The following is a 24,872-nucleotide window of genomic DNA, read 5'->3' on the forward strand; positions in this document are numbered from 1 at the left end:
GAACCCGAACGAGCGTTCGCGGCGGCCGACGAGGCGTTTAAGTCCGACAACTGATAATCGGCATCTATGCTTGTGGAGGGCACCATCCTGTCCGGGCCGAACTTCGAACCCGTGGAAGGCCGCGTCGTCGTCGAGGATGGTACGATAACTGCCATCGAGGAGGAGTCCGTTTCGTCGTCGAACATCGTCTGTCCCGCGTTCGTCAACGCACACACCCACATCGGGGATTCCATCGCGAAGGAGGCCGGTGCGGGCCTCTCGTTGGAGGAACTCGTCGCGCCGCCGGACGGACTGAAACACCGACTCCTCCGGGAAACGTCCCGTGAGAAAAAAGTCGAAGCGATGCGTCGGTCGTTGCAGTTCATGCAGGCGACGGGAACCGCCTCGTTTCTCGAATTTCGGGAGGGCGGCGTCGAGGGCGTCTACGCGCTCCGCGAAGCTGTCGAGGGGTTGGACATCGACCCGTTCATCCTCGGCCGGGAGACGGTCGACGCGATGGAGGCCGCGGACGGTTTCGGTGCGAGCGGAGCCAACGACGCCGAGTTCGCCCGTGAGCGGACGGCGACGAAACGGGCCGAAAAGACGTTCGGAATCCACGCCGGGGAGGCCGATTCGAGCGATATCAACCCGGCGCTCGACCTCTCGCCGGATTTCCTCGTCCACGTCGTTCACCCGGAGCCGATTCACCTCGATAGAATCGAACACAGCGAGATCCCCATCGCGGTCTGCCCCCGCTCGAACCTCGTGACCGGCGTCGGCATGCCGCCGATACGCGACCTCCTCGAACGGACGACGGTCGCGCTCGGGACGGACAACGTGATGTTGAACAGTCCGTCGATGTTCCGGGAGATGGAGTTCACGGCGAAGTTGACGGACATCGCGCCGCGCGAAGTGCTTCGAATGGCGACGCAGAACGGCGCACGCATCGTGGGATTGAACTGCGGCGTCGTCGAACCCGGACGCGACGCGAAACTCCTCGTCCTTGACGGTGACTCGGACAACCTCGCCGGAAACCGCGACGTGGTTCGCTCGGTCGTTCGCCGCGCGGGCGCGAACGACGTGACCGACGTGGTGTTGTAATGTCCGACGTGGTGCTGTAACCGGTTCGAGCGGCCGCGCGGCGGGTGGCGGTGCCCTCGCCGGAACTAATCGATACGAAACTCCAGCCGTTCGCGGCTTTCGGTCGATGCCGTACTGTTCCCGATTTCATTTCGATTCGAAGGTATGGCCACCAAATGAGTTAAGACAACTCATGCCGTGGCATTCGGTAACACGTCCATGTACGACCGAATTCTCGTGCCCACCGACGGTTCGGAGGAGATGACGTGCGTTCTCGCACACGCCGCCGAACTGGCCGAGGCGCATGGCGCGGAACTGCACGCGATATACGTCATCAACTCCTCGACGTTCGCCAGTTTACCGATGGAGTCATCGTGGGAGGGCGTCACCGACATGCTCCAAGAGGAGGGTGAGTCGGCGCTGGAAGATGCCCGTCGCGCCGTCGAAGGGTACGACGTCTCGCTGACGACGACCCTGCTCGAAGGGCCACCGAGCAAGGAGATAGTCCGCTACGCCGAGTTGGACGGCTTCGACCTCATCGTGATGGGAACGCACGGACGCGGCGGCATCGACCGCCTGCTCCTCGGCAGCGTGGCCGAACGCGTCGTCCGCGCTTCGACCGTTCCCGTCCTCACGGTCCGCGTCGGCGGCGAGGACGACGGTCCCGAAGTGTCGGCGACCGGCAAAGCACAGAGTAGTAGCTAACCGTCGGTTTCAGTTCGCGGGGCGAAGGTGGTCGCAGTCTCCCGCGTGAACGCGCACTTCTCCGTCGTCAGTGTCCACGACGAGCGCCCCCGGCGTGACGATATCGACTGCCTCCCCGACCACGTCCCCCTCGGGCGTTTCGACCCGCACCTGCTGGCCGAGCGTCGCCGACAGTTCGCGCCACGCCGGGAGCACGGTGTCGAGGTCGGTTCGAAGCGCGTGGAATTCCTCTACCACCCGCTGGGCGAACACCCGCCGGTTCACCGGTCCGACCATCTCCTGTACGCTCGTCGCACCCTTCGGAAGGTCGTCGGCCGCGATATTGACGTTGATTCCGGTACCGACGATGACCCACGAGACGCGGTCCGCCTCGCCCTCCATCTCGGTGAGGATGCCACAGAGTTTGTCTCCGCCCCTCCTCTCGGGATGAGGTTCTGACTGGCTCTCGTGCGCTCCTTCGTCGCTCACGAGGACATCGTCAGAACGGGATTCTGATTGGTTCTTGTTCGTTTCACTCACAAGAACATCGTCGGAGCGTTGCTCCGACTGGCCCTCGTTCGCTCCTTCGTCGCTCACGAGGACATCGTTCGGCCACTTGATTTCCGCCGGAACGCCCGCTTCCCGCGCCGCCCGCGTCACGGCGACGGCGGCGGCGAGCGTCAGGAGCGGCGCGTGTGCGGGCGGTATCGTCGGCCGGAGGACGAGGCTCATCCAGATGCCGCCGGACGGCCCGACCCACGCACGTTCGAGGCGGCCACGTCCGCCGACCTGTTCGTCCGCCAGTACGACGACGTCCCGCGAGTTCTCCCCGGCCAACTCGCGCGCTCGGTCGTTCGTGCTTCCGATGGAATCGTGATACTCCACTTCGAACGGCGCGTCGAGTCCGTACTCCACCGCCGGGCCAAACTCGGGGATCTCATCGAGGAGGTAGCCGTCACTCGTATTCTCGATTTCGAAGCCGGCGGTACGGAGCGCTTCGACGTGTTTCCAGACGGCGTTCCGCGAGATGTCGAGCGCCGCCGCGAGTTCCGGGCCGGAAACCGGGTCGTCCGCGACCGCGTCCAAGACGGCCCTCCGTGTCTCGTTCATACCGTCAGGTAGGAATCCGTTCGACAAGAATCGTCCCGTTTGGTACCGGCAAACGAAACCGACGAGTCGGAGTATCGATCCTCGAACGTCGATTCCCCGCTTCGCAAGAAGCAAAGAATATTGTCCGGGAGAAACGACGGCAACCATGCACCGGACGTTCATCGAGTTGTTGGAGAACAACGCCGACCACGCGGCGGAGTTTCGAACCCGTTTCGACGACGTACAGGAGTCCCAGCATCCCGACGTCGTTTCCGTCTGCTGTTCCGATTCCCGCGTCTTGCAGGACCACCTCTGGGGGAACGACGAACCGGGAAGCGTCTTCACCTGTGGCAACATCGGAAATCGCGTCGTCCAGCGAACCGACGCCGGGGAAGTCGTCTCGGGCGATGTCCTCTACCCGGTGGCACACACGGGAACCGAAACCGTCGTCGTCGTCGGGCACACCGGTTGCGGTGCCGTCACGGCGACTTACGACGCCCTGACGGACGGGGTGTCCGAACCGGCGGGTATCGAACACTGTCTCGACCTGCTGAAACCCCGACTCGAAGCGGGTGTCGAATCGCTCCCGGACGACGTGGACCGGGCGGGTGCCATCAACCGACTCGTCGAGTACAACGTGGACAGACAAATCGAGTTCCTCCTCGATAGCGACGACGTCCCGGACGACGTGGACGCCATCGGCGTCGTCTACGACTTTCAGGACGTGTATTCGGGGAACAGGGGAGAGGTTCACGTCATCAACGTGAACGGGGAGACGAGCGTGGAGACGTTGCAGGACGACCACCCGGACATCGACGGGCGAATCGAACGCCTCTGGGAGTACTGAGGACGCACAGAAGTATCGAAAGGACGATAATAACGCCCCGAATCGTTCGACCATGTCCTCCGAGACGAACGCGCTGCTCCGCTCGATTCGCCGCTGGTTGTTGATTCTGGTGTTCCTGTTCGGCGTTGGGTTGGTCGTACTCGCTATCGTCGGTGATGCCGTGACTGGGTCGAGCGGTTTCGTCTTCGGAATCGCGGGCTTTCTCGGCGGCGGAATTTCGCTGGTCGCCGGTCTGATGGCGGTTTTCGACCTCCTCGCGGAACAGGAGAGCGCGGATACGCGAAACGAGTGACTACTTCACTTCGTTTCCCACATCTTTCTCATCTGTCCCGACGAAATATACGCCCCTACCGAAACGGACACCTGCGAACTTCGCATTGTGTGAGGGGATGACCGAAACGACGATTCACGAGTTGGAAACCGAACGGGAGTGGCTTGACGCGTTTCCGGTGATGGCCCAGTTGCGAACCCATCTCGACGAGGACACATACCTCGACTATCTGCGAACGATGACGGCCGACGGGTACCGACTTTTCGCCGCCAGCGTGGACGGGGAAATCGTCTCGCTCGCTGGTGTCGGCGTTCAAGTGAACATGTACTACGGTCGCCACGTATGGGTGTACGAATTGATAACCGACGGCGACCATCGCTCGGAAGGCTACGGGGCGGAACTGCTCTCGTTCGTCGAGGAGTGGGGAAGAGAGCAAAACTGCGAACTCGTCGCGCTCTCATCGGGTCTTCAACGGGAGGACGCACACCGCTTCTACGAGGACCGAATCGGCATGGAACGGGCTAGCTACGTGTACAAACAACCGTTGCGGTAGCCCCTGCGTCGTTTCCCCCGTGAACGCAGCGAACGGGAGAGAGATTACAGCCCGCTCCACAGGGCGACGAGTCCGAACCCGACGATGACGACGCCCGCGAGTTGATTCACTCGGTGCATGAGGGAGCGACTGAATCGGGTGCGGAAACGGCTCACGCAGGTACTCAACGCGAACCACCAGAGCGCCGACCCGAGGAAGACGCCGCCGACCAACGCGACGGCGTCGAGATACTCGCCGGACGTTCCGATTCCCAACCCGGTGAAGATGCCGATGAAAGCGAGAAGGGTCATCGGATTGGTAATCGTCAGTAAGAACGTCGAACCATACTCCCGGACGAGCGTGCGTCTGCCCGACGGAGACACGTTGGCTGTACTGGGTTCGGGGCTATTCGTGGAAACTGTGTGTTCGGCCGCCGCAGTCGGAAGGGCTGCCGGTTCGGCACGGAACGACCGGACGCCGAGATAGACGAGCAGAAGACCGCCGCCGAGGTGGATGCCCGTCCGGTGGGCGAGCAGTGTCGCGGAGAGCGCCGTGAATCCGAATCCGGCAATCGACCCGTACACCGCGTCCACGGACGCCGCTCCGAGTCCGCTGATGAACCCCGACCGTCGTCCGTTAGAAAGCGTTCGCTGGATACAGAGGACTCCGATGGGTCCGACCGGTGCCGCGATGGAGAATCCGAGGACGATACCGCGAATCAGGATGTCGATTGTCGCCGTTAATAGACGTCACCCCTCGACTGCTCGGTGGTGGTTCTCGGACAAGTACCTTCCCCACGTTCGTCCCTTGATACCACTATACACACACTTCCTCTTTCACGTTCGACCGGAATGTGACCGCGGAAGCGGTCGGTGAGAGCCGGTCGGTCGGTGGACAGCGTAGATGCGAGAATGGCTACGACGGACGTTCGCGGAGTTCGTCCCTCGACTCGTACGGATAGCCGTGTAGGGCGCGTACTTCGAGGCTATCTTCGGTTATCGAATACGTCACGGTGTACCCGAAGTCGGTCGGTTGGACGAGTCGGTTCGTGTCGACTATCCTCCCGTGACAACGGAGGCGAACTCGGAACCGGTCGGACGTCGTCTCCGTCGTCGAAATCGCGGTGCAGTCCGCTCGAACGTTGTCATCCGTATCGAGCGTGTACCCTCGCGAAGCGAGGAGGTCGTTGGAGAGGAGCGTCCGTTCGTAGTCGATGAGATACTTCCTCGCCGCGGCACCGTCGAGCGTCGCGGGTCGCTCCGGTACGAACGGATTGTGTTCGCTTACGACGTTCTCGTCGTAGGGCGAATCCTCGACGAGGAGCGTCCCGACTCCGAGAAGGGCAATTCCGACGACGATGATCGCGACGAGAGCTTTCATGGGCGGGATGTATCCGTACTTCGGAAGACGGTGTCAAAAGAATACGGTAGAGTCAAAGAACTGCTGCACATACGGGACCGACCGTCGTTTCGAGGAAAATTCTATCTACGAGGATATCCAACACGGCGCATGAACTCGTCGGTAGTGATGGCCGTAATCGCGGTGTTCTCGGCAGTCGCTTCGATTGCGATGCTCGTCCTCGAAGCGAAACGGTTTCTTCGGGGACAGGGACGCTACGGGATGCAAAATTCCGAAAGCAAGTAGGTCGACGCTCGACGTAGCATGGTGGTTTTCGCCGCCCACCCTACAGGACATCTCCGATTTCCGTACTGCTCACCTCGTTCTGGTCTCTAACTGCGGGGGGTTTTGTCCGATTTATTGTTACTAGTGGAAGGGACGAACTACGGAATTCCAACGAATCGGTGTCGCCGGGCGAGATAGAGAATCGCAATCGGCACGTTCAGTAACGGAACGAAGACGAACAGGTAGAGAAGGGTCGGCGTCCACTCCGACTGCGTGCTCACGTACTTTCGGTCGTGGTAAAGTGCGAACGGGGCGAACAACGGGAATGCATAGCTCACGATGAGCAACACCGATGCAGTTTCAGTGAGATATCCCGAAACCTGTGGCCCGACGTACCGAGCGGAGGCTGTGTTCGCGAGTGTTACCGAGAACCAGAGGAGGTAAAGGGTCGGTATTGATACAATAGGAATCCACCAGCTACCGGGGAATATCGCTCTGCGGCTTTTTGTAGTGGACATGGGCTTTCGTCCATTGTACAGATGCGTGGAATCAGTAATAGCTCTTCGTCGCGATCTCCCAACGGCGTATCGGTGTGAGTTACTACCGTTTTCCCGCTGTTCCACTTCGTTCAACTCGCTGAAATCCACATTATCACCTGCCGACATTACAGCGATTTGCTCCCGAGAAGCTCGAAATGACACGATACAGGGCTCTAATCGCGCTTCAGAACAGCCCGGTGATGAACCCGATTCCCATGATGACGAGAACGGCGGCGGAGAACGCCGGGAGGTACGGCGTGTACCGCTCGACTCTCTCCTCGTATCGGTGATAGCCCGCGATCAACAGCATCGTCAGACCGACGATACCGACGATGACGGTAATGGCGTACGCGCTCATCAGTTCGAGGCAGTAGTTCGACCCGGCACAGAGCCCGATAATCTCGAACTCCTCCTCGTGGGCGAACCCGAGGAGGAACGCGAACCACGCGATTCCGAAGAGACCCCGGTCGGAGGCTTCGTCGAGGTTGCCGTGCGAATGAGAGTGTCCTCCGACGAACGGGACGAACCCTTTCAGACGAGAGAGCCGACCTCCGTCGTCGTGGTCGTGAGAATGACCGCCGTCGTGAGGGTGGCTGTGATCGTGGGAATGACCGCCGTCGTGAGAGTGACCGTCGTGGCCGTGGTCGCCCATCCCGTCGACGGCGTACTTGAACTCTCCGTCTTCGGAGTGGTCGTGATGGCCGCTTCCGTGGCTGTGATCACCGTGGTCGTGGCCGCCATCGTGGTTGTGAGTTCCGTGAGAGTGCCCGTGGAAGTACTCGCGGATCCCGAGCGCGATTAGCAAGATACCGGCCACGAGACTTACCGGCCCGCCGATTTGGATACCACCGAGTATGGTGATCGGCTCGTTGACTTGCGTGAGGCTAAAGTACTCTTTGGCGTAGAAGAACACCCCTACCATCGCGATACTGCTGATGAGGTGGCCGACACCGAGGATGAAACTCGCCGCGAACCCGTACACCCACTTGTTCGTTTGGTCGAGGGCGTACGACGCGGCGACGGGCCAACCGTGTCCGGGTTCGATACCGTGGACTGCACCGAGGGCGACGGCACCGACGAGCAGTCCGAGTGCTTCGTTGTGTAACATCTACGTATCGAAGGTTCTGCCGACGACGTGGATAACGGTTGTTACTACCGAAACGGGGGAGTCGTAATACGGGAGATGTCTTATGAAGGCAGGACGAGCAAACACGTATGCGAACGAGCTTCAACATCCCTGACGAAGTTCTCGAAGAATTCGACAACGTGTGGCAAGAACAGGAACTCGAAAACCGGTCACGTGCGGTCAGGGAAGCGATGCTAGAGTACATCGAGTCTCATTCCCGCCTCGAAGAGACGAGCGGTGAAGTCGTCGCACTCGTCGCGTTCGATTACCGCCATCACGACGTGATACGGGAACTCCACGCCGTCCAGCACGACTATCAGGATGTCATCCTCAATACGAGCCACACCCACCAAGGGGAGTGGTGTCTGGAGTCGCTGTTCTGTCGGGGGTCCGCCGAGCGGGTCCGTGAACTAACTTATCAACTCCGAGACTTCGACGGCGTCCGCCGAGTCAAGGTGATGGTAATTCGAGACGATGTCGAATGAGCGAGGCCGGAACGCGGCCAATAGAGTTTCCGTGTCGAGTTTTCGATTACTTCCGATTTTCGCGCTGTTCGACCTCGTTCAGGTTTCGAACTGACGTTAGGGATTTTTGCCCAAATCGCCGGTTTCAGCGGAGGAACAGTCAGTCATCGTCAGCGGTATAGGCACCGCCGCGACGCTTGATTCTGGCGACAATCATCCTGTGTTCGTTCTGTCGAAACGTTACGGCCAGTCGGAACTCGCCGATACGTACTTTTCTGTGTGGACTATTCCGGAGCGGCTCGCCGTAATCTGGTGGATTACGCCACGGGGAACCGACGATTTCGTCGAGTTTGTCCAGTATTCGGTTTTGCTCATGCGGGGAAAGCGTGTCGAGATCTGCCTGCGCTTTCGGTGAGAGTTCCCACGTCCAGTCGCTGTCACTCATCGCCGTTCGTACCGAACCGTTCGCGGGCTTTTTCGGCGCTCATCGTTTGCCCCTCGCGGATGTCTTCTTCCGCTCGGAGGAGTGCAACGAGTTCGTCGCGGTCGAACGTCGGAAATTCGGTTGCGTCTCGGAGCGCGTACCGAATGAATTCGCTCCGACTGTTGAAACCCCGTCCCTGCCACGTGTCGTCTATTTCGTCGAGGAACGACTGCGTGACTTTGAAATTCACCGTGACGATTTCGTCGTCGCCGTCGTTTCCTGTGTCCGCTTTAGACATACGGGCATATTACGAGCGTATTACCAAATTCGTTTCGCCGGGCGAAGTACACTCCTACGAGGTCAGGTTCGAGCGTGACGATGAGTTCCCGAGTTTTCGAGGCCGCGATGAGCGCCGAGATGAGGGCGTTCGCATCGACGACAAACTCTATTGTCTATTCTAACGGCAAAATTCAACCGAACTACCAAGTTCGACGGTCAACGAAGCATGGACATGGATTCGCTCTCTGACCCGAGTTCCCTTCGTGGTCGGACGGCCGTCGAGTTCCGAGAGGAGCAGAGCATTGACGAACAGGACAGCTTCGAGTACTTCGAATTCGTCGATGGGATGGTCGCGGTCGGTATCACCAACGAGGCGGGAGCAGTTCTGTTGATGAACAGCCCGCACGGATGGAGGTTACCGTATGGCCCTGTCGATGCGGACGAGGACTGGGTAGTCGCTGGGCGACACGTCGGTGAGGAACTGACCGGTGTTAGTGTCACTATCACCTGCGCGGAGCGCGTCGCTCGGATAAGCCATCGTGAAGCGGGTGACGAGGCGCGTGAAACGACGAGTTACGACGTCGTACTGCGTACGATTCCCGTAACGGGTGAGCCTGTCGATGACGACCCTCGTTTCGGCCCGTGGGACGAACTGGAAGTAAGATGGTTCGACGGAGTTCCCGAGAACGCCTACTGGAATCACGGAGATGCCGTGGATGACATCCGTCTGTTCGTCGAGGGAGGCGATTCCGACAGTTAACGCCAATCGTGTATTCGTTACCGGTTCTCGCGCTGTTCGACCTCGTTCAACTCGGTGAAATTCACCATACGGGCTAAAACGACCCCCTCCATACCACAAAATCTCTAATGTTGGTAAGATTCTTTGTCTATGGTATTGTAGTATCTTCTATGTCAACAGAGACGGATAGACAGGGCCGGTTGTACATCCCTAAAGAGGTGCGTGAGAAGTACGGCGAAAAGTACCACATCGTGACCTACGAGGATAGAATCGAACTTATTCCAGTCGCGGACGACCCTCTCGCCGCCGTTCGTGAGGCGGCAGGTGACCTCCGAGATGCGTCCATCGAGGAGATTCGAGAGGACATCGAGGCAGAGGGAAGAGCCAAAGCCCGTGACAAGGACGCCGATAGATGACGATGTACGTCGAGACCGATTTTTTGCTCGCGCTCGCAAAAGATTCCGACTGGTTACAGGGGTCAGCGGAGGGAGCGCTGGCCGAATACGAAGTCGAGACGTCGGCATTCTCGTATCTCGAACTCATTCTCGCCAGAGAACGCTACGAGTTCGATTACGTTCCGCTGGTGGCAAACCTGCTCGAACTCGTCCCCGTTCGAGACGAAGAAGAGAAACAGGTGGTTCTGAAAGCCGTCAACTATTACGACGAGGGGATGACGCCATTCGATGCATTCCACGCAGCGACGACGGAAACTCGGGGAATGGACGTACTCTCGTCCGAGAGAGATTACGAGGACATCGATGTGTCGAGAGTTCCACTGGAACCGACCGACGAGGAGTAGTCTCGGCTTCTCAGCGCGACTCCCGCTGTTCCACTTTGTTCAGGTAGCTGAACGGTGTTGCAGATTTCGTCTACTTTGCCACTTCTCAAATATACATCTACACCATAATCTTCGTGGGTAATAGTGGGCAAGACTTATTCAGCAGTGGGTTTAAGTGGGTAATACGATGAAAGTTGATGCTCACGACCTCCGAACCAACGATACTGACGACCGAGGGAGAGTCTACCTCGGGACAGAATATGCGAATAAGCGTGTGACCGTTGCTGTCGTCGAGGTCGAATCTGACCGCCCTGATGAAGAGGAACTGGCCGCCGCGTATCGAGAGGCGTCTGAGAATGCTGACGCTCTCTCTGAGGAGTGGGACGAGGTGTCCGACGAGGCGTGGGATGGACTGGATGAATGAGTGAGGGTACTGACGTTCGACGCGGCGACGTTGTTATCGTCCGGCTTGACCCCTCCGAAGGCCACGAACTGAAAAAGACCCGCCCCGCCGTAGTCGTGCAAAACGATGTCGGGAACCGAAATTCCAACACAACTATCGTCGCCCCGGTAACTGGCACGCACCGAGGCTACCCGTTCGAGGTCCTCGTCGAAGCAGCAGGGTCGCCGTTCGAGAAGGATTCTTCGGTTCGCCTCGACCAGATTCGCGTCGTCTCAATCGAAAAGCGGATTCACTCGGCCGTCGGAAGTCTGAGCGAGCCGACCATGGCCGAGGTAGATGAAGCACTAAAACTAAGTCTCGAGTTGGATTGAGCTACCTGTTCTCCCGCTGTTCCACCTTGTTCAGTTCGATCAACAACCGGAAAATCGCCTTTACTAAATTCGACTCCACTTCGAACTTCTCGGCATTCTCGCCTGCCCGGTCCATCACGCGCTGTTCCTGTGACTCGTCCGTCGTCGGGATGTCTTGGGCCGCCTTCACCTCCGCCACCGTGTCGGCGACGTAGGTTCGTCGGGCAATGAGTTCCACCAGTTCGCGGTCGATGGATTCGATTTCGTCGCGCAGTTCGTCCAAGCTCATGTCGTTCGGGTTCCGTCTGTTTGCGTCGTCGTTAGCCATGTCGTACCCTCCAATGACTTCCACCTTTCCTGCACGTCCTCTAAAACCCCCCGCCTGCCGACGGCGACGTAACTCGGTCCGGTTCCCGAAAGCGAGACCCCCGCCACGTCCGGCAGGGCCTCGACCATGGGGTCCGCCGAAAATCCGAGCGCGCCACAGAAGGCGAAGCCGTTGACGGTCATCGCCCGCTCGTACTCGCCGTCGAGCGCGAGTTCAGCCACCAGTTCGGCCATCGGGGCGACCCGTTCGCATCGGGAAACGTCCGCGTCGGCGGAAAACGACTGCTCCGGCGGCGACCACACCAACACGTCCCAGTCCACCTCGTCGCGGGCGAGGAGTTCGTCGGCCGAGTTGTCGGTGACGGTGACGCCGCCGAGCATGCTCGCGCTGGCGTCGTCGAACGCGCCCGTGACCGTCACGCCCACGTCGCGGGCCGCCTGTACGCCGAGTCGGCAGGCGTCTTCGCGCCGCATCTCGATATCGAGCGCCGAGAGCGTCGCCAGCACCGTCGCGTTCGCGGCGGCGCTCGAACTCTTCAGGCCGGAGGCCATCGGAACGTCGCTCTCGGTTCGAACCGTCGCGCCGAACTCCTCGTCTTCGACGGCGAGAGCGAGTTCCACACAGCGCTCGATGAGTCGGGCGTCCGCGTCGGGAGCGTCGGCGATTTCGCCGCGAATTTCGCCGGAATCGTCCAACTCGACCTCCGCGGTCGTCGTCATGTCGATGGCGAACGCCGACCCGACGCCGGTGGCGAGCGCGTTGAGTATCGTCCCGGCGGCGGGTGCTTTCGCACGGCCGTACATGGTCGGCCTTCGCAGGATACCCCCTTCAGGGTAGCGGTAGGCGCAATACGTGATGGCGTCACGCGGCCGCGGACGATTCGGTCGGTTCGTCGGTGGGATCGTTGAGTTCGCCGACGATTTCCTCCAACGCGTCGGTCGCGGTGATGAGTCCGATCACGTCTCCGTCCTCCAGAACCAACGCGAGTTCCTGATTTTCGGCCTGAAACAGGTCCAACGCGTCGCTGAGGGATGCGTCCGCTGACACCGTCATCGGCGGGTGTGCAACCTCCTCTATGGTCGTCTCGTCCGCCCTGAGCGCGTCGTCCGCCCGGTACAGGGCGGGGATGTAGACGTTACCGTAGTAATCAGAGAGCGATTCACCGACCAGAGGGAATCGAGTGTGCGGGTTGTCCTTGACGCGTCGACGGTTATCGTCCAAAGGGGTCGTCGTGGTGAGGGAAACGATGTCCTCCCGCGGAATCATGACGTCTCGAACCGGAACCTCGCCGATCTTGAGCGCGTTCAGGACCTCCCGATGGCGCTCGTCCGCGAGGTCCCCCCGTTCGAGGACGGAACCGAGTTCCTGATGGAGGTCCGCACGGGTTTCGATGGCGTCGGCTTCCGCGTCCTTCCACGCGCCCGTGATTTCGACGCCGAACAGCCGTAGAGTCCACTTCGCCACGCCGTCGCCGAGCGTGATTATCGGTGCGATGGCCCGGTGAAACCAGTACAGCGGCGTTGCGCCGTGTTTGCAGACGAACTTCGTGCGTTCGACGCCGAGGTACGTCGGCGTCTGCTCCCCGTGAGTCAGGTGAACGAGGTTGATGATGAGGAATCCGAGGAGCGCCCCAGCACCGACCGACGCCAGCCACGTACCCGCGAATATCGGCTCGAAGATGGCCGCCAATGCCGGTTCGGCGACGATACCGACCGCGATGCTGGAGGCGGTTATCCCGACCTGACAGCTCGTGAGATAGATTTCGAGGTTCTCCGTCATCTCCCACGCCCTTCGCAGGTCTGGGGAGTCGAACTCCGACTCGGAGTACTGCCGGACGCGGGTGAGCGCGAACTCGATGGCGACGAAGTAACCGTTCGCCAGTATCAACAGCAGTCCGGCGACCAACCGCGCGGAGAGCACCAGTGTTTCCATCGTCCGGCCGTAATGGTTCCAATCATTTGGTTCCACCGGTTTCTTTCAAATTCTCTCCCGAAAAACGGAGGTAAAACCCACGATATTCGGTTAAAATCTTCTAGAAAGTCTCGTATGTTCACTTTTTGACGGCCCGTTCACGATGCGTCCTTCGCCAAACGACCGACTGACGGCGCCAATGGGATCCTCGTCGAGGCGTCGTCCCGGAACGCGGGTCTTTTGGCCGTCCCTATCCAACCGCCGAGTATGAGTGTCCGCAACGACGTCTCCCCCGACACGCTCGGCGTCGAACTCACCGAGGACGGCATCGTCGTCGAATACACGGACGGCCGGGAGGCCTTCTACAACGGGATTCCGAAGAAAGTGGACGGAACGCTTCGCACGCAACCGGGCAAACTGATTCAGGTGCTCGTCACCGACCCGACGGAGACGGAGGGCGTGATGACCTACGTCAACGACCGTGACACCCACGACGAGATTTTGGAGGAGACGGGCGTCGGCCGTGTCATCATCGAACCCGGCGACGAGGAGGAACTCTTCCCCGGCGTGACGGTCCGCTCGGAGGGCTACGCCGTCGAAGTCGAGGCGAGTCCGAAAATCGCACGTGGGAGGGTGTTCGTCTTCGAGGAGGACGAACTGGGCGAGCGCTCGTTCGAGTTCGTCGAGGAGGACGCGGCGGTGGACGCCGAGGAATTCGACGACTGATGCCGCTCGCAAAACGCTGGCAGTCGCTCGACAGGGGGACGGTCGCGAACGCGCCGGAACGCTGGGCGATGTACGAACTGGGGACCAACGGCGACGTGCTGGAAATCGGCGTCGGCGTCCTGCGCGACGAACTCAAGACGGCGCTCACGTACGGCGACGCGGAGCAGGTCCGTTGGGAGACGTGCCAGTCACGGGCGTTGGCGGAGGAGTTGGCCGAGGAACATCGGGAACGGGCCGGACCGGGCTGATTCGGGCCGGAGATCAGTTGACGAGCGAGGTCGGTTGCCCTTCCTCCGCGTCCTTCCACTCGCCCAACCCTTCGGGGTCGAGGTGGATGTGAACGTCGCCGACGTCGTCGCGGGCGATGAGGCTGTTTCTGAGGTCCGTTTCGATGTCGTGGGCTTCGATGAACGTGTGGTCGGCGGCGACTTCCGCGTGGAACTCGATTTCGTACAGCGTTCCGGCGTGGTACGCGGTAAAATCGTGAAGACCGTGAACGTCCTCGTGGGACAGGATTTCGTCCCGAATCTCCTCGCGGACGGGTTTCGGCGCGGCGGTGTCCACCAGATAGTTGACGTTCTCCCGCGAGATTTCGATGCCTTGGTGGATGACGAGCAGGCTGACCAACCCGCCCGCGAGGGGGTCGAGAACCGGAAATCCGCCGGCCATCCCGGCGACGCCGACCATCGCCGCGAACGTGGTGTAGAGGTCGTTTTTGCTGTCGGCGGCGAGCGCGGCGAGGCCGGACGAACCGACGGTTCGATTGATGCGCTTGGTGTACCAGTAACAGAAGGCGCGGTCGATGAAGGCGAAGGCGAGTCCGCCGACGAGGGCGATGCTGTACGTCGCTTCAGGCGAGGAACGAATCGCTCGTCCCGCGTCGTACAGCAGTTTCAGTCCGAGCAGGACGAGCGTCCCGCCGACGAACAGGGCGGTCAGCGGTTCGACCCGGTCGTGACCGTGGGGGTGGTTCGAATCGGGACCCTGAAAGGAGAGGCGGCCCCAGACGAGTACGACCGCGCTCGCCAACAGGTCGGCCACCGAGTGGGCGGCGTCGGCGACGAGGGCGAGGCTTCCGAACGCGAGTCCGAGTCCCCCTTCCACCACGATTTTGAGGACGTTCGTCACCACGTTGGCCCACGACGCTTTGAGGAATTCGTGCCGGTGGTCGGCCATTCGTTCTTTCGTGGGGGACCCGTGGTTAAGAATATATGGATTAGGGTTGACAAATACCGTTTTTAGAGTGAATCTAAATCACACGGTACGAAGTGACACGGGCCGCCGAGAGGGAGAATTACAGGACGCGGCGCGACATCACCACCACGCCGAGAACGAGGAGTCCGATGCCCCAATAGAGCGAGTCGTACGGCAATACCTTCAACAGGAGCGTGACGACCCCGGACGTGAACAGCGACCAACCGATGGTGGTATCGTAGCTCATAGTTTCTCCAAGACGGCTATTCGTTTCAACCTATCGGCAGCAGTGAAAATCCCGTGTGGTGGACGAAACGCCACCGTAGTCCGTCTCGACCGTTCCGCACACCGACATCATCGCCCGCTTCTCCGTCGTTCGCTATCCGTCGTCAGTCGACATTCCGAGGGTATTCGTTACTGAATGTACGTCGGGTCCTCCGCGTCGCAGTGTTCCTCGTGTTGTTCCGCGTCGCTCCGCTCGTCGAACATCAGTCCGCACTGTTCACACCGATACCACGTGGCATCGTCGCGCTCCGTTCGAGCAACCATGGGTGTACAATGGGTAGCATCCGACAAGGAGGTTTCTCCGGGAAACCCTGAAGACGATGGGGTGACGAGTAGGGAATATGACCAATAAACCGACGGTTGCCCTCACCGTCCGGGGTGCGGAAAAGCGCGACGGGGGGCGAGGCATCGCCCGAATACCCGACGGCGCCCGCCAGCAACTCGGCGTGTTGAGCGGCGATACGGTCGCCGTGAAAGGCGATGGAACGACGGTCGTCAAGGTGTGGCCCGCCGCGAGCACGGTCCCCGAAAACACCATCCAAATCGACGCCGAGACGCGGACGAACGCGGGCGTTCGAATCGGCGACGAGGTTTCCGTTCAGCCCATCTCGGTCTCCGACGCGAAGTCCATCACCGTCGTCCCGAAGGCGAACTTCTCGCTCGACGACGTGGACACGCTGGAACGGGCGGTAAAGCGGGAACTCCTCGACCGGCCGGTCCAATCCGGGGAACGCGCACGAATCGAACGACTCGGCGACGCCGGACTGTTCGACGTTTCGAGGACCAACCCCGGCGGAACCGTCCGCGTGACGAACGACACGAACGTGAACGTCTCGCTCTCCGAACTCGTCGAGTCCGCTTCGACTTCCGCGTCCAATTCCGACGACCCGACGGACGTCACCAGTGCGGCGTACGAGGACATCGGCGGACTGGACGAGGAACTCCGCCGCGTCCGCGAGATGGTCGAACTCCCGCTTTCGAACCCCGAACTCTTCCGCCGATTGGGCATCGACCCGCCGAAGGGCGTCCTGCTCTACGGCCCGCCCGGCACAGGGAAGACGCTCATCGCCAAGGCGGTGGCGAACGAGGTGAACGCCCACTTCGTCTCCGTCTCCGGCCCGGAAGTGATGAGCAAGTACAAGGGCGAAAGCGAGGAGCGCCTCCGCGAAATTTTCAACGAGGCGAGCGAGAACGCCCCCGCCATCGTCTTCTTCGACGAGGTGGACAGCCTCGGCGGGAAGCGCGACGAGGAGAGCGACATGGAGAACCGACTCGTCGCACAGATGCTCTCGCTGATGGACGGGTTGGAGTCCCGCGGCGAAGTCGTCGTCATCGGCGCGACGAACCGCGTGGACGCCATCGACCCGGCGCTCCGTCGCGGCGGGCGCTTCGACCGCGAAATCGAAATCGGTGCGCCCGACGAGGGCGGCCGCCGCGAAATCCTCGAAGTCCACACCCGCGGGATGCCGCTGGCCGACGACGTGGCCGTCGAACGCCTCGCCGCGACCACCCACGGGTTCGTCGGTGCCGACCTCCACACGCTCGTCACGGAGGCGGCGATGGCCGCCCTGCGCCGGGCGCGCGACGACGGCGCGGACGACGATTCGTTACTCTCGGTCGAAGTGACTCGCGCCGACTTCAACACCGCGCTGGCGAGCGTCGAACCGTCCGCGATGCGCGAGTTCGTCGCCGAAGCGCCCGAGATCTCCTTCGAGGACGTCGGCGGACTGAACGAGGCGAAGCAGACGCTCATCGAGGCCGTCGAGTGGCCGCTCTCGTACTCCAACCTGTTCGAAGCCACGCGGACGGAACCGCCGAGCGGCGTCCTGCTCTACGGCCCGCCCGGCACCGGAAAGACGCTCCTCGCCCGCGCGCTGGCGGGCGAGAGCGACGTGAACTTCGTCTCCGTCGCGGGACCGGAACTGCTGGACAGGTACGTCGGCGAGAGCGAGAAGTCGGTTCGCGAGGTGTTCGAACGGGCGAGACAGGCCTCGCCCGCCATCATCTTCTTCGACGAAATCGACGCGCTCGCGACACAGCGCGGCGAATCGCACGAAGTCACCGAACGGGTCGTCTCGCAACTCCTGACCGAACTCGACGGCCTGACCGAGAACCCAAACCTCGTCGTCCTCGCGGCGACGAACCGCCGAGAGGCCATCGACCCCGCGCTCCTTCGGCCCGGACGACTCGAATCCCACATCGAGATTCCGGCACCGGGCGAGGAGGGCCGCCGCAAAATACTTTCCGTCCACGCGGGCGACAAACCGCTCGCCGACGACATCGACCTCGACGCGCTGGCCGATGAGTTGGAGGGGTATACCGGAGCGGACATCGAGGCGCTCGTCCGCGGCGCGTCGATGCGCGCCATCCGCGAGGCAGCGGACGAGTGGTCGCCCGAGGAAGCGAACGAGCGCGCTGACGAAATCGTCATCGAACAGCGGCACTTCGACACGGCCCGCGAGTTCGTCCGGCCGACGCTCGGATAGCGGTTCGACTGCGTTTCTACGTGAACAGGTTACTCGCTACGGTTTTGTGCGTGGCGGACAGGGACACGTTCGGATTCCCGTTGCTGTGTCCCTCGTTGCCCGTCACGACCCAGTAGTCCGACGTTCCGGTCGCGTACACGGGTCGCCCGGCGAGACCGGACAGGACACACCCTCTCACGGTAACGTGGCTGCTATCGATGGCGGTGATACCGTTGCCGTCCACGTTCCGCACGACGAGGCTCAGACTCGCGTTCGTCACCCCGTTTTCGAGGAGGACGCCGTTCGTTCCGCCGCCGTCGCCGTCGATGACGCCCGAAACGGTGACGTTCTCGACCGAATCGAGCCTGATCCCCGCCTGTTCTTGGTCGTAGACGGTCGCGTCGAGACGAACGTTCTCCCCGCCGTCGTTGATGTTGATACCGTGATTTCCGGGGTCGTCGACCTGCACGTCCAGGGTTGCCGTGTGGAGGGGAACGACGGAGAGCACCCCGTCCCCGCCCACATCCGCGATTCTGGTGTTCATCACGACGTTTTCGACGCTCTCGTCGGGTTGACCGCTTCCGTCGATTCGAATCCCCGCGTCCGTGAACGACGAAACGTTCGCCCGCACCGTCACGTCGGAAACCGACTGGAGGAGGATACCCGCCGTTCCGACGCCCTTCCCGTCGTAGCTTCCCGAGACGACGACTTCGTCGTAGTCGTTCACCCGACACCCGGTCGCGGCCTGCGTGACGGTGCCGTCGTGCGTTCCGTTGACGCAAACGCTCGCGTTCTCGCCGCCGCCGTCGAGGTTGACCATGTGGTTCGCGGCGTCCGCCACTTGCAGTTTCACGTCGACATTGTTGCAGGTTGCACCGAGGTACGCCCCGTCCATTCCGACGCCCGTGACGAGACCCTTGACGACGACTTCCTCGACGGGATTGCCCGTGTCGCCGTCGTCCACGATGGTCACGCCGTGGCCGTACGTATCGTACACCTGACAGTCGATGACGGCGGTTTCGATGGCCGCTATCGGGTCCGCGTCGTACTCCGTGTGGAGTTTGACGCCGTTCGCGTGAACCGGAGAACTGAGCGTCCCGCCCCTGATGTTGACGTGTTTCGTCACGGCCGTTCGGGCGCCGACCGCCACCGCGTCGTCGCCCGACCTGATGTCGGGGTTGACCAGCAACACGGAGTGGGAGTCGAAGACGTGGAACCCGTCGAGTCCCGCGGCGTCGACCGGATTCGAGATGGTCTCCGGGTGGGTCCGCTGGACGTAGTCGCTCGCGAGGACGCCCATCCATCCCGCCGCACGAACCGAGAAGTTCGTGTTGTCGACGACGGTCAGGCCGTCGATGAAGAGGAAGTCCGTGCCGTCGTTCGAGAGGACGACCTCGTCGTGTTTCTGTGCCGGAAAGTCCTGCCCCGCCCGGTTGCCGTCGACGATTCCCCCTTCTATCCAGACGTTCCCGGACGCGGTCAGGTCGAGCATCGTCGCGTTCACGTCGTCTCCCCGTCGAATCGTGTACGGTCGGAGTATCAGCCACAGGTCGTCGGTCACGGTCGCCTCGACCGTCGATGTGAGCGTGATGTCGTCGCAAACGACGACGATACCGCCGGACGGAAGCGCGTCTTCGAGTTCCGATTCGGTCGAGACGTACTCGACGCAGTTGACGCAGTTCGCGTCCACCGCCGCGACTTCCGCGTCCGCGAGTTCCCACTCCGACCCGGTGCCGCGGTATATCGCACCCGTGTCCGTCGCGTGGAACTCAGCTCGTTTGTCCGGGCGGTACTCGGACAGGTTCCCCTCGTCGTCGCGCACGGTGAGCAACCGGTCTATCGTTTCGACGGTTTCGTTCCACCGTTCGGTCAAGTCGTCCACCGTATCGTCGTTCGTCGAACGTCGCAAGCCGTGATTTCGTGTTTTCTCTCCCATCGCACCTTTATTACTCGTCATGCGATATTGAATGATTGGCACGGGACGAAAGTGAAATCGAACACACTCGCCTCCGACCTCAGGGTTGCCAGTAAATCTCGGTTGCTCGGTGGCGTTCGTCGTAGGCCTCCAACCCCTCGCCGAGCAGCCATCGGAGGTGGAGATCGTCGTACAGCGTTGAGTGCGTGTAATCGACGAACGTCATCGGAACGACCAGTTCGCCGTCCCGCCGAACGATGCTCGCGACGCCCGTGTACATGTGTTTGTGGCGAGCATCGTGAATCATCGCCCCTAAAACGGGCGTTCGTTGGCGATGTGCGGGGACCGAGTACAGCGCCTCGATGGACCGCCACGTGAACTCGTAGCAGAACATTCCCGCGGTCACGCCGGACTCGATGGCCTCGTACTCGGTGGGGGTCTCGAAGTACTTCCGCAGGTCGGCGGCACCGAGGAGGACGTTGTCCTCCACCGACCCGGCGGCGTAGCGTGGAATGTCGTAGTAGGTCTTGTCACGAAATCCCGAGACGAGACCTTCGAGAACCGCCTTCGGGTGGTCGGGGTCGGCCCCGGAAAACGACGCTATCGTCGCCGGGTCGACGTGCTGAAAGCGGTTTCCGCGGAGCGCCTCCACGGTGAACGGACGTCGCTCCGCGGCTCGAACGAGGTCGAAAAACGGCTCGTAGTCCATAAACTCGAATCGGAACTCGCCCCTCTCGATGGCCGCGAGGTCCGTCACTAGCTGTTCGACCGGTCGGTCTTCGAGTCCCAGTTCGTCGTCCACCGTCGCCGCCGTGGCCGACGATGCCGAACACGACACGGAGCGCCGTTCGTCTCCCCGTCGGGCCTCGATACGCCCGCCGCCGAGTCGAATCCGGGTGTTCGAGACGACCGTCTCGAACGGTGTCGGGCCGAACTCCGCACGTGCGAGCGTTCCGAGGTCTTGGTCGTGGAGGTTCGTCCCGACGAGAACGCCGTAGCCGATGAGAACGTTGTCCACCGCCTTTCCGCCACCCAACGCGACGCCGCCGCCACCGAGCACGGAGAGTACCTGTCGCCGCGTCAGGTCCGTTTCGGTCGCGGACGACAACCGACTCGCCCAATCCATAAGGAGAGTGTCCGAACGGACCGAGATAAGTCTTCTATCTTTCAGTAACTATTTTCTGTTACTTCCACACAGAATAAGGGATTGTACCCTGTTTCCATCCGATTGATATCCGATACTATCCTAAAATAGTTCCATAAGCGTCACGTCGAACGTCCGTCTGATCGCGTCGCACTGCATCGCCAGCGACAGACTCGGTTGGACCGACGCGCCGCTCGTGCCGTCCCCGTCCTTCGCGTGTTTCGCGGCCAGTTCGGGCGTACAGGGGAGGTGGACGAAGCCCATCGGAACGTCGCGGTTCTCGCGCTCCAGATACGCCCGCGTCGAGTAGAGCGCGTTGTTACAGAGGTGCGTTCCCGCGGTGTTCGAGACGTGTGCCGGAATCCCGGCGTCGAGGAGGGATTCCACGACCGAAACGACGGGAAGGGTGGCGAAGTACCCTGCCGTCTCGCCGTTTCGGATTCGTTCGTTTCGCGGCTCCGCACCCGCGTTGTCCGGCGTGCTGCCACAGTCGTTGACGTTGATTCCCACGCGCTCGACGCTGATTCCCGCTAGTCCCGCCGCGAGGCCGGTCGCCACGATTGCGGCCGGGTCGTGGGTTTCGATGTGGTCGGACATCTCTTCGAACGCGGCGTCGAACTCCACCGGGAGGATCTCCCCGATCACTTCGTGACCCGCGATTTCCTCACCGTCGAGTTCGCTCGCGACCGTCTCGCTCGGATTTTCGTCGTCGCCGCCGAAGGGTTCGTAGCCCATCAGGAGGAGTGTCATGGTCGGGGTTTCGGACGGGATGGCTTAGTTCGTCGCCTCGCGGAAAAAGGAGTCGTCGAACGGTTCGAAACGAGAGGATTCGGTCAGTCCCAGAACGCCTGCGTCCGGGCGTACTGACGCTCTTTGGCGAGGATGTCGCGGTAGAAGTCGTCCTCGTCCTCGCGCAACTTGGCGATAATCCGGGCCGCGTTCTGCGGGCCGACGCCGCGGGCCGCCAGCGCGATGACGGCGCGTTTGCCGTGGCTCTGGACGAGGTTCGCGGCGTTGTACGCTCGTCTGGTCATCTTCTCTTGCTCCTCGTCCTTGTCCGCCGATCGCACCGCTTTCACCACCTCGTCGGCCCACGGGTTGAGCGCGGCGACCCTGGTCGAACCGCACTGGACGCATTTGGGCTGGTCGTTGACCTTCTCGACCGTCGTCTTGCGCTTCCACTCCTGACAGTGGAGACAGAACAGGATGACGCGGTCGTTCTCGATGCGCTCCCTGACCGTGTTGATGACGCTCGCGTCGGCGTTCTCCGGGGCGAGCAGTTCCCGTCCCGAGGAGCGCCCGCCGCTTCCGACCGGGGTTCGTCCGCCGGTCGGGACGATCTCGATGTCGCCCGCCTGAAGTTTCCGGAGGATGTCCGCCGTCGCTTCGACGGCGAGGTCGTCGTGGAACACCTCCCGCACCGCCTCGTCGTACATCGGCGTGTCTTCCAGCGCGCCGAGCAGGCGACCCATGGAAACGGGACCGTTGCCTTCCCAACGGTTCAGCGCGCCGAACTTCGCGGCGACCTGCGCGAGCGTGAACTTCAGCGTGTCCGAGTGTTTGAGCGAGAGTTCGATGAGCGGGCCGACGTGATCGGGGTCGGTCTCGCGGAGGACCGCCACGACCTCGTGCCCATCCACCTTCGCCGGAACGTCCAACTCGATGCGGTAGGGATCCACGTCCATCCCGACGGAGGACCCGGTTCGCTGGCCGACGAGCGACGAGAGGACGCGACCGAACGTCTCGTTCACCTTGTGGCCGAAGCAGGCGTTGACCACTATCTTCCCGGCGGCGAACTCCACGACGATTCGGTCGGCCGTCGGAACCGGCGAGTCGGTTTCGGCCTGCCTGTCGAGTTGCGAGAGCGCCGATTCCGCGGTGTGCTGGTCGGTTGGGTAGCGGTTCGTGAACTCGCGAGCGACGCCTTCCCTTGGCGCGCCGCGTTCGAACTGCGGTCCGGCGACGGCGCGCATCTCGCCGACTTCCTGCGCCACCTCGAACGGAACGGGAATCTCCTCGCCGACCCACGACGGTACCTCTCCGCCGGGGTCCTCGATGGGCGAGACGTTGACGCGACTCTCGTCGTCGTCGATTTCCGCGATGCGCCACATCTCGCCGCGCTGGATGAACACCTCGCCGGGTTCCGCGAAGTTGACGACGAACCGCTCGTCCAGCGTCCCGATTTGGGACCCGCTGGCGATGTCGTGGACGGTGTAGGTCTCCTCGTCGGGAATCATCGACAGGTTGGCGTAGAAGTACTGCCACGTCTTGCCCGACTTCTCGATTCGGTCGTCCTCCTCGTTCAGCCAGACGAGTCGATTGCTCTGTATCTCCCGCACGACGCCCTTGAACGTCTCCTCGTCCAGATTTCGGAACGGGTAGGCCCGTGTGACGATTTCGTAGGCGCGCCGGGCGTCGATTTCGCCGAAGTCCATGACCAGACCGACGATTTGGTTGGCGACGGTGTCCAGACTCGCGTGGTGGATGTGGGCCGGTTCCACGTCTCCGTCAGCGGCCTGTCGCGCTATCGCCATCGCCTCCAGCGCGTCGTCGGCGTTCGACGTGACGATGGTTCCGTTCGACACCTCGTCCATGCGATGCCCCGCCCTTCCGACGCGCTGAAGCAACCGCGCAACCTCCCGCGGACTCTGGTACTGAACGACGTGGTCGATTCGCCCCACGTCGATGCCGAGTTCCATCGAGGAGGTACAGAGCAGGGCGTCGAGGTCCCCGTCCTTGAACCGGTCTTCGACGTCGATTCGAGCCTCCTTCGAGAGGCTTCCGTGGTGGACGCCGATGTTCGCGCCCAGTTCCTTGAACCGCGACCCGAGCGCTTCGGCGGTCTGGCGCGTATTGACGAAGATGAGCGTCGAATCGTGGTCCTCGACGATATCTCTAATCGCCCGGACGTGGCTGGCGATGTCCGGGTTCGTCATCAGTTCGCCTCCCAATCTTTCGTCCTCGTTCGTGATTTCGGGTTCGTGAACCCGGAAGTCCACCTTGCTCCCCACGTCGACTTCGATGATTTCGCATCCCCTGTCGCCGGTGAGGAACTTGCCGACCTCTTCGGGGTCGCCCACGGTCGCCGACAGGCCGATTCGCTGGAACTCGCCCGAGAGTTCCTGCAACCGCTCCAACCCGATGGTCAACTGCGCGCCCCGCTTCGCGCTGGCGAGTTCGTGTACCTCGTCCACGACGACGTGATGGACGTCCTCCAGCGCTTTCCGGAGTTTGGACCCGGTGAGCATCGCCTGCAACGTCTCGGGCGTCGTCACCAACACGTCCGGCGGGTCGTTCGCCTGTTTCTGACGCTGGTAGTCCGTGGTGTCGCCGTGGCGCACGTCGATTTCGACGCCGAGCGCCTCGCCCCACCACTCCAGTCGCTGGCGCATGTCGCGGTTCAGCGCCCGGAGCGGCGTGATGTAGAGCACCGAAATCCCAAATCTGGGGTCCGCCTCCGCCACGGAATCGAAGACGGGCAACATCGCCGTCTCGGTCTTGCCGGTTCCGGTCGGCGCGATGACGAGTCCGTGTTTGCCGTCGGCGAGCGGCGGAATCGCTCGCTTCTGTGGCTCGGTGGGCGTCGAGAATCCTCTCTCCGAGAGCGCCGACCGAACCTCGGACCCGAATCGCGCGAAGGCCGCAGAACCCGCGGCCTGCCTGTCCTGCATCGTATTTCGGATAGGGAGCGAAGCGA

Annotated in this window: 32 protein-coding genes and 1 pseudogene; 15 read left to right on the plus strand and 18 right to left on the minus strand. The window is 61.8% G+C overall.

Annotated elements, in window-relative coordinates; translation table 11 throughout:
• Positions 1–66: 66 nt before the first annotated feature.
• Together ACGYLY_RS04140 and ACGYLY_RS04145 are read left to right on the plus strand one after the other, a co-directional pair.
• Positions 67–1,080 (plus strand): amidohydrolase family protein, encoded by a 1,014-nt coding sequence (locus ACGYLY_RS04140; RefSeq protein WP_395282852.1) that lies wholly within the window; start codon positions 67–69, stop codon positions 1,078–1,080.
• A 198-nt stretch (positions 1,081–1,278) separates the two neighbouring features.
• Positions 1,279–1,764: a universal stress protein gene (locus tag ACGYLY_RS04145; protein WP_395282851.1), complete on the plus strand. Its 486-nt coding sequence runs from the start codon at positions 1,279–1,281 to the stop codon at positions 1,762–1,764.
• A gap of 9 nt (positions 1,765–1,773) precedes the next feature.
• Here ACGYLY_RS04145 and ACGYLY_RS04150 read toward each other — a convergent pair whose 3' ends face one another.
• A complete protein-coding gene (locus tag ACGYLY_RS04150; protein ID WP_395282850.1) occupies positions 1,774–2,853 on the minus strand; it encodes a biotin--[acetyl-CoA-carboxylase] ligase in 1,080 nt (359 codons plus the stop codon).
• A 145-nt stretch (positions 2,854–2,998) separates the two neighbouring features.
• Here ACGYLY_RS04150 and ACGYLY_RS04155 point away from each other — a divergent pair, with 145 nt between their 5' ends.
• The 3 genes from ACGYLY_RS04155 to ACGYLY_RS04165 all read left to right on the plus strand — a co-directional run bounded on the left by ACGYLY_RS04155 (position 2,999) and on the right by ACGYLY_RS04165 (position 4,503).
• Positions 2,999–3,679, plus strand: a complete 681-nt coding sequence (locus ACGYLY_RS04155) for a carbonic anhydrase (protein WP_395282849.1) — start codon at positions 2,999–3,001, stop codon at positions 3,677–3,679.
• Positions 3,680–3,731: 52 nt separating this feature from the next.
• Entirely contained in the window at positions 3,732–3,971 is a 240-nt protein-coding gene (locus ACGYLY_RS04160) for a hypothetical protein (protein ID WP_395282848.1), read from the plus strand.
• 97 nt (positions 3,972–4,068) lie between these two features.
• Positions 4,069–4,503, plus strand: a complete 435-nt coding sequence (locus tag ACGYLY_RS04165) for a GNAT family N-acetyltransferase (protein WP_395282847.1) — start codon at positions 4,069–4,071, stop codon at positions 4,501–4,503.
• 44 nt (positions 4,504–4,547) lie between these two features.
• On the opposite strand, the gene ACGYLY_RS04170 is transcribed toward ACGYLY_RS04165, so the two are convergent.
• The gene (locus ACGYLY_RS04170) at positions 4,548–5,213 is read right to left on the minus strand and encodes a LysE family translocator (RefSeq protein ID WP_395291254.1); all 666 of its coding nucleotides are present in this window, start codon (positions 5,211–5,213) and stop codon (positions 4,548–4,550) included.
• Positions 5,214–5,397: 184 nt separating this feature from the next.
• On the minus strand, positions 5,398–5,862 hold the full coding sequence (locus tag ACGYLY_RS04175) for a hypothetical protein (protein WP_395282846.1): 465 nt from the start codon (positions 5,860–5,862) through the stop codon (positions 5,398–5,400).
• A 129-nt stretch (positions 5,863–5,991) separates the two neighbouring features.
• On the opposite strand from ACGYLY_RS04175, the gene ACGYLY_RS04180 reads away from it, so the two are divergent.
• Entirely contained in the window at positions 5,992–6,126 is a 135-nt protein-coding gene (locus tag ACGYLY_RS04180; RefSeq protein ID WP_395282845.1) for a hypothetical protein, read from the plus strand.
• 137 nt (positions 6,127–6,263) lie between these two features.
• Here the strand turns inward: ACGYLY_RS04180 and ACGYLY_RS04185 are convergent, their stop codons facing one another.
• Together ACGYLY_RS04185 and ACGYLY_RS04190 are read right to left on the minus strand one after the other, a co-directional pair.
• The gene (locus ACGYLY_RS04185; RefSeq protein WP_395282844.1) at positions 6,264–6,623 is read right to left on the minus strand and encodes a hypothetical protein; all 360 of its coding nucleotides are present in this window, start codon (positions 6,621–6,623) and stop codon (positions 6,264–6,266) included.
• Positions 6,624–6,828: 205 nt separating this feature from the next.
• On the minus strand, positions 6,829–7,752 hold the full coding sequence (locus ACGYLY_RS04190) for a hypothetical protein (protein ID WP_395282843.1): 924 nt from the start codon (positions 7,750–7,752) through the stop codon (positions 6,829–6,831).
• A 107-nt stretch (positions 7,753–7,859) separates the two neighbouring features.
• Between ACGYLY_RS04190 and ACGYLY_RS04195 the strand changes: the two genes are divergently transcribed.
• The gene (locus ACGYLY_RS04195; protein WP_395282842.1) at positions 7,860–8,255 is read left to right on the plus strand and encodes a CopG family ribbon-helix-helix protein; all 396 of its coding nucleotides are present in this window, start codon (positions 7,860–7,862) and stop codon (positions 8,253–8,255) included.
• A gap of 139 nt (positions 8,256–8,394) precedes the next feature.
• Here ACGYLY_RS04195 and ACGYLY_RS04200 read toward each other — a convergent pair whose 3' ends face one another.
• From ACGYLY_RS04200 to ACGYLY_RS04210, 3 genes and pseudogenes are all read right to left on the minus strand, one after another.
• A complete protein-coding gene (locus tag ACGYLY_RS04200) occupies positions 8,395–8,679 on the minus strand; it encodes a type II toxin-antitoxin system RelE/ParE family toxin (RefSeq protein ID WP_395282841.1) in 285 nt (94 codons plus the stop codon).
• Positions 8,672–8,956, minus strand: a complete 285-nt coding sequence (locus tag ACGYLY_RS04205) for a ribbon-helix-helix domain-containing protein (protein WP_395282840.1) — start codon at positions 8,954–8,956, stop codon at positions 8,672–8,674. Before ACGYLY_RS04205 ends, ACGYLY_RS04200 begins: the two co-directional genes overlap by 8 nt.
• 55 nt (positions 8,957–9,011) lie before the next feature.
• Positions 9,012–9,107: pseudogene (locus ACGYLY_RS04210) on the minus strand (DNA-binding protein); the annotation flags it as partial.
• 62 nt (positions 9,108–9,169) lie between these two features.
• Here ACGYLY_RS04210 and ACGYLY_RS04215 point away from each other — a divergent pair.
• The 5 genes from ACGYLY_RS04215 to ACGYLY_RS04235 all read left to right on the plus strand — a co-directional run bounded on the left by ACGYLY_RS04215 (position 9,170) and on the right by ACGYLY_RS04235 (position 11,228).
• The gene (locus tag ACGYLY_RS04215; protein ID WP_395282839.1) at positions 9,170–9,697 is read left to right on the plus strand and encodes a hypothetical protein; all 528 of its coding nucleotides are present in this window, start codon (positions 9,170–9,172) and stop codon (positions 9,695–9,697) included.
• A gap of 149 nt (positions 9,698–9,846) precedes the next feature.
• The gene (locus ACGYLY_RS04220; RefSeq protein WP_395282838.1) at positions 9,847–10,092 is read left to right on the plus strand and encodes an AbrB/MazE/SpoVT family DNA-binding domain-containing protein; all 246 of its coding nucleotides are present in this window, start codon (positions 9,847–9,849) and stop codon (positions 10,090–10,092) included.
• Positions 10,089–10,475 (plus strand): PIN domain-containing protein, encoded by a 387-nt coding sequence (locus ACGYLY_RS04225; protein ID WP_395282837.1) that lies wholly within the window; start codon positions 10,089–10,091, stop codon positions 10,473–10,475. Before ACGYLY_RS04220 ends, ACGYLY_RS04225 begins: the two co-directional genes overlap by 4 nt.
• Before the next feature lie 166 nt (positions 10,476–10,641).
• Positions 10,642–10,878, plus strand: coding sequence for a hypothetical protein (locus tag ACGYLY_RS04230; protein WP_231182940.1), 237 nt, complete (start codon positions 10,642–10,644; stop codon positions 10,876–10,878).
• Entirely contained in the window at positions 10,875–11,228 is a 354-nt protein-coding gene (locus ACGYLY_RS04235) for a type II toxin-antitoxin system PemK/MazF family toxin (protein WP_395282836.1), read from the plus strand. The genes ACGYLY_RS04230 and ACGYLY_RS04235 overlap by 4 nt, the downstream gene beginning before the upstream one ends.
• A gap of 1 nt (position 11,229) precedes the next feature.
• On the opposite strand, the gene ACGYLY_RS04240 is transcribed toward ACGYLY_RS04235, so the two are convergent.
• Genes ACGYLY_RS04240 through ACGYLY_RS04250 form a run of 3 tightly spaced genes read right to left on the minus strand, consistent with a single transcriptional unit; the run spans position 11,230 to position 13,467 of the window.
• Positions 11,230–11,535: a chorismate mutase gene (locus tag ACGYLY_RS04240; protein ID WP_395282835.1), complete on the minus strand. Its 306-nt coding sequence runs from the start codon at positions 11,533–11,535 to the stop codon at positions 11,230–11,232.
• Positions 11,493–12,338 (minus strand): shikimate kinase, encoded by an 846-nt coding sequence (locus ACGYLY_RS04245; protein WP_395282834.1) that lies wholly within the window; start codon positions 12,336–12,338, stop codon positions 11,493–11,495. The genes ACGYLY_RS04240 and ACGYLY_RS04245 overlap by 43 nt, the downstream gene beginning before the upstream one ends.
• A 58-nt stretch (positions 12,339–12,396) precedes the next feature.
• Positions 12,397–13,467, minus strand: coding sequence for a hemolysin family protein (locus ACGYLY_RS04250; protein ID WP_395282833.1), 1,071 nt, complete (start codon positions 13,465–13,467; stop codon positions 12,397–12,399).
• Between the two features lie 246 nt (positions 13,468–13,713).
• On the opposite strand from ACGYLY_RS04250, the gene ACGYLY_RS04255 reads away from it, so the two are divergent.
• Positions 13,714–14,172: a DUF5796 family protein gene (locus ACGYLY_RS04255; protein ID WP_395282832.1), complete on the plus strand. Its 459-nt coding sequence runs from the start codon at positions 13,714–13,716 to the stop codon at positions 14,170–14,172.
• Positions 14,172–14,420, plus strand: coding sequence for a hypothetical protein (locus ACGYLY_RS04260; RefSeq protein ID WP_395282831.1), 249 nt, complete (start codon positions 14,172–14,174; stop codon positions 14,418–14,420). The genes ACGYLY_RS04255 and ACGYLY_RS04260 overlap by 1 nt, the downstream gene beginning before the upstream one ends.
• Positions 14,421–14,433: 13 nt before the next feature.
• On the opposite strand, the gene ACGYLY_RS04265 is transcribed toward ACGYLY_RS04260, so the two are convergent.
• The 3 genes from ACGYLY_RS04265 to ACGYLY_RS04275 all read right to left on the minus strand — a co-directional run bounded on the left by ACGYLY_RS04265 (position 14,434) and on the right by ACGYLY_RS04275 (position 15,915).
• Positions 14,434–15,348 (minus strand): cation diffusion facilitator family transporter, encoded by a 915-nt coding sequence (locus tag ACGYLY_RS04265; RefSeq protein WP_395282830.1) that lies wholly within the window; start codon positions 15,346–15,348, stop codon positions 14,434–14,436.
• Between the two features lie 118 nt (positions 15,349–15,466).
• Positions 15,467–15,613, minus strand: a complete 147-nt coding sequence (locus ACGYLY_RS04270; protein WP_231182952.1) for a hypothetical protein — start codon at positions 15,611–15,613, stop codon at positions 15,467–15,469.
• A gap of 167 nt (positions 15,614–15,780) precedes the next feature.
• Positions 15,781–15,915 (minus strand): hypothetical protein, encoded by a 135-nt coding sequence (locus ACGYLY_RS04275; protein ID WP_255665576.1) that lies wholly within the window; start codon positions 15,913–15,915, stop codon positions 15,781–15,783.
• A gap of 77 nt (positions 15,916–15,992) precedes the next feature.
• On the opposite strand from ACGYLY_RS04275, the gene ACGYLY_RS04280 reads away from it, so the two are divergent.
• Positions 15,993–18,137 (plus strand): CDC48 family AAA ATPase, encoded by a 2,145-nt coding sequence (locus tag ACGYLY_RS04280; protein WP_395282829.1) that lies wholly within the window; start codon positions 15,993–15,995, stop codon positions 18,135–18,137.
• Positions 18,138–18,153: 16 nt separating this feature from the next.
• Here the strand turns inward: ACGYLY_RS04280 and ACGYLY_RS04285 are convergent, their stop codons facing one another.
• From ACGYLY_RS04285 to ACGYLY_RS04300, 4 genes are all read right to left on the minus strand, one after another.
• Positions 18,154–20,052: a glycosyl hydrolase family 28 protein gene (locus ACGYLY_RS04285; protein ID WP_395291134.1), complete on the minus strand. Its 1,899-nt coding sequence runs from the start codon at positions 20,050–20,052 to the stop codon at positions 18,154–18,156.
• A gap of 79 nt (positions 20,053–20,131) precedes the next feature.
• Positions 20,132–21,157 (minus strand): hypothetical protein, encoded by a 1,026-nt coding sequence (locus tag ACGYLY_RS04290; RefSeq protein ID WP_395282827.1) that lies wholly within the window; start codon positions 21,155–21,157, stop codon positions 20,132–20,134.
• A gap of 120 nt (positions 21,158–21,277) precedes the next feature.
• Positions 21,278–21,925, minus strand: coding sequence for a peptidase (locus tag ACGYLY_RS04295; RefSeq protein ID WP_395282826.1), 648 nt, complete (start codon positions 21,923–21,925; stop codon positions 21,278–21,280).
• An 83-nt stretch (positions 21,926–22,008) separates the two neighbouring features.
• The gene (locus tag ACGYLY_RS04300; RefSeq protein ID WP_395282825.1) at positions 22,009–24,846 is read right to left on the minus strand and encodes a DEAD/DEAH box helicase; all 2,838 of its coding nucleotides are present in this window, start codon (positions 24,844–24,846) and stop codon (positions 22,009–22,011) included.
• Positions 24,847–24,872 lie beyond the last annotated feature (26 nt).

Source organism: Haladaptatus sp. CMAA 1909 (genome assembly GCF_043952005.1).
Classification (GTDB): Archaea; Halobacteriota; Halobacteria; order Halobacteriales; family Haladaptataceae; genus Haladaptatus.

Excerpts from the sequence above, each read along its gene's own strand:
- ACGYLY_RS04195 (WP_395282842.1), top strand. The coding sequence starts at position 7,860 with ATGCGAACGAGCTTCAACATCCCTGACGAAGTTCTCGAAGAATTCGAC.
- ACGYLY_RS04190 (WP_395282843.1), bottom strand. The coding sequence starts at position 7,752 with ATGTTACACAACGAAGCACTCGGACTGCTCGTCGGTGCCGTCGCCCTC.
- ACGYLY_RS04225 (WP_395282837.1), top strand. The coding sequence starts at position 10,089 with ATGACGATGTACGTCGAGACCGATTTTTTGCTCGCGCTCGCAAAAGAT.
- ACGYLY_RS04285 (WP_395291134.1), bottom strand. The coding sequence starts at position 20,052 with ATGGGAGAGAAAACACGAAATCACGGCTTGCGACGTTCGACGAACGAC.
- ACGYLY_RS04175 (WP_395282846.1), bottom strand. The coding sequence starts at position 5,862 with ATGAAAGCTCTCGTCGCGATCATCGTCGTCGGAATTGCCCTTCTCGGA.
- ACGYLY_RS04205 (WP_395282840.1), bottom strand. The coding sequence starts at position 8,956 with ATGTCTAAAGCGGACACAGGAAACGACGGCGACGACGAAATCGTCACG.
- ACGYLY_RS04220 (WP_395282838.1), top strand. The coding sequence starts at position 9,847 with ATGTCAACAGAGACGGATAGACAGGGCCGGTTGTACATCCCTAAAGAG.
- ACGYLY_RS04260 (WP_395282831.1), top strand. The coding sequence starts at position 14,172 with ATGCCGCTCGCAAAACGCTGGCAGTCGCTCGACAGGGGGACGGTCGCG.
- ACGYLY_RS04185 (WP_395282844.1), bottom strand. The coding sequence starts at position 6,623 with ATGTCCACTACAAAAAGCCGCAGAGCGATATTCCCCGGTAGCTGGTGG.
- ACGYLY_RS04145 (WP_395282851.1), top strand. The coding sequence starts at position 1,279 with ATGTACGACCGAATTCTCGTGCCCACCGACGGTTCGGAGGAGATGACG.
- ACGYLY_RS04235 (WP_395282836.1), top strand. The coding sequence starts at position 10,875 with ATGAGTGAGGGTACTGACGTTCGACGCGGCGACGTTGTTATCGTCCGG.
- ACGYLY_RS04180 (WP_395282845.1), top strand. The coding sequence starts at position 5,992 with ATGAACTCGTCGGTAGTGATGGCCGTAATCGCGGTGTTCTCGGCAGTC.
- ACGYLY_RS04200 (WP_395282841.1), bottom strand. The coding sequence starts at position 8,679 with ATGAGTGACAGCGACTGGACGTGGGAACTCTCACCGAAAGCGCAGGCA.
- ACGYLY_RS04155 (WP_395282849.1), top strand. The coding sequence starts at position 2,999 with ATGCACCGGACGTTCATCGAGTTGTTGGAGAACAACGCCGACCACGCG.
- ACGYLY_RS04165 (WP_395282847.1), top strand. The coding sequence starts at position 4,069 with ATGACCGAAACGACGATTCACGAGTTGGAAACCGAACGGGAGTGGCTT.
- ACGYLY_RS04140 (WP_395282852.1), top strand. The coding sequence starts at position 67 with ATGCTTGTGGAGGGCACCATCCTGTCCGGGCCGAACTTCGAACCCGTG.
- ACGYLY_RS04250 (WP_395282833.1), bottom strand. The coding sequence starts at position 13,467 with ATGGAAACACTGGTGCTCTCCGCGCGGTTGGTCGCCGGACTGCTGTTG.
- ACGYLY_RS04215 (WP_395282839.1), top strand. The coding sequence starts at position 9,170 with ATGGATTCGCTCTCTGACCCGAGTTCCCTTCGTGGTCGGACGGCCGTC.
- ACGYLY_RS04275 (WP_255665576.1), bottom strand. The coding sequence starts at position 15,915 with ATGGTTGCTCGAACGGAGCGCGACGATGCCACGTGGTATCGGTGTGAA.
- ACGYLY_RS04150 (WP_395282850.1), bottom strand. The coding sequence starts at position 2,853 with ATGAACGAGACACGGAGGGCCGTCTTGGACGCGGTCGCGGACGACCCG.
- ACGYLY_RS04160 (WP_395282848.1), top strand. The coding sequence starts at position 3,732 with ATGTCCTCCGAGACGAACGCGCTGCTCCGCTCGATTCGCCGCTGGTTG.
- ACGYLY_RS04280 (WP_395282829.1), top strand. The coding sequence starts at position 15,993 with ATGACCAATAAACCGACGGTTGCCCTCACCGTCCGGGGTGCGGAAAAG.
- ACGYLY_RS04240 (WP_395282835.1), bottom strand. The coding sequence starts at position 11,535 with ATGGCTAACGACGACGCAAACAGACGGAACCCGAACGACATGAGCTTG.
- ACGYLY_RS04255 (WP_395282832.1), top strand. The coding sequence starts at position 13,714 with ATGAGTGTCCGCAACGACGTCTCCCCCGACACGCTCGGCGTCGAACTC.
- ACGYLY_RS04245 (WP_395282834.1), bottom strand. The coding sequence starts at position 12,338 with ATGTACGGCCGTGCGAAAGCACCCGCCGCCGGGACGATACTCAACGCG.
- ACGYLY_RS04290 (WP_395282827.1), bottom strand. The coding sequence starts at position 21,157 with ATGGATTGGGCGAGTCGGTTGTCGTCCGCGACCGAAACGGACCTGACG.
- ACGYLY_RS04270 (WP_231182952.1), bottom strand. The coding sequence starts at position 15,613 with ATGAGCTACGATACCACCATCGGTTGGTCGCTGTTCACGTCCGGGGTC.
- ACGYLY_RS04300 (WP_395282825.1), bottom strand. The coding sequence starts at position 24,846 with ATGCAGGACAGGCAGGCCGCGGGTTCTGCGGCCTTCGCGCGATTCGGG.
- ACGYLY_RS04265 (WP_395282830.1), bottom strand. The coding sequence starts at position 15,348 with ATGGCCGACCACCGGCACGAATTCCTCAAAGCGTCGTGGGCCAACGTG.
- ACGYLY_RS04230 (WP_231182940.1), top strand. The coding sequence starts at position 10,642 with ATGAAAGTTGATGCTCACGACCTCCGAACCAACGATACTGACGACCGA.
- ACGYLY_RS04295 (WP_395282826.1), bottom strand. The coding sequence starts at position 21,925 with ATGACACTCCTCCTGATGGGCTACGAACCCTTCGGCGGCGACGACGAA.